This is a genomic window from Streptomyces sp. WM6386 (assembly GCF_000972385.1).
Lineage (GTDB): Bacteria > Actinomycetota > Actinomycetes > Streptomycetales > Streptomycetaceae > Streptomyces.
Genome location: NZ_JXTE01000275.1, coordinates 1 through 854 on the forward strand (window position 1 = coordinate 1; position 854 = coordinate 854).

Sequence of the window (854 nt, forward strand, 5' to 3'; positions counted from 1 at the left end):
CACCGAACCCGGCCACACCCCCGACGAGGTACGCGGCCGGCTCCTGGACACCGGCGTCCCCGAGGACGTCGAACGGCACATCGCCGGCCTCGTCGACAAGGGCTGCGCGGCCATCGCCGACGCACCCGTCGACGCGGTGTGGCGCAGCGAGCTGACGAACATGGCCCTGCGCGTGGCCTACCGGAACAAGTGACCCGCCCGAGCACGACACCTGGAGGAAGAATGTCGGGAACCGCGCAGCTGGCGGATCTCTTCGCCGGCGTCGAGGAATCGGCGGCGCTCATCGACGTGTCCTGCTCGCGCGAGAAGGTCTGGCCGGTCCTCGCCGCGTACGAGGACGCGCTGCCGCAGGCGATCATCGCCTTCCGGGTGGCGACCGACTCCCACCACGAAGGGGAGTTCGACTGCCGCTTCACCCTCCCGCGGCACATCGACCCCTACCTCCGTGCCCGCGCCCACGGCTTCATCACCGAGACCGGCCGGCCCGCGGAGTCCCTGCTCGCCGACATCCAGCGGCACTGCCCCATCGACAGTTACGGCATCGACTTCGGGATCGTCGGCGGCTTCCGGAAGATCTGGGTGTACTTCCCCGGCGGCAGCTCCCAGAGCCTCGCCAAGCTCCGCGACGACCTGCTCGACGCGTTCGGCGACTCCGCCCAGACCGGCAAGACGGCCGGACTCGACTTCAGCCAGCACAAGATGACCCTGCTCCTCGGCTGGGCGATGCAGCGCGACGCACACATCCACGGCCTCATCACCGAACCCGGCCACACCCCCGACGAGGTACGCGGCCGGCTCCTGGACACCGGCGTCCCCGAGGACGTCGAACGGCACATCGCCGGCCTCGTCGACAA

Annotated in this window: 1 protein-coding gene and 1 pseudogene; both read left to right on the plus strand. The window is 70.1% G+C overall.

Annotated features, from left to right (window positions below):
• Positions 1–193 (plus strand): annotated as a pseudogene (locus TN53_RS41215) (polyprenyl synthetase family protein); the annotation flags it as partial.
• Positions 194–222: 29 nt separating this feature from the next.
• On the plus strand, positions 223–854 hold a 632-nt coding region (locus tag TN53_RS48830), incomplete at its 3' end, for an aromatic prenyltransferase (RefSeq protein ID WP_234441839.1).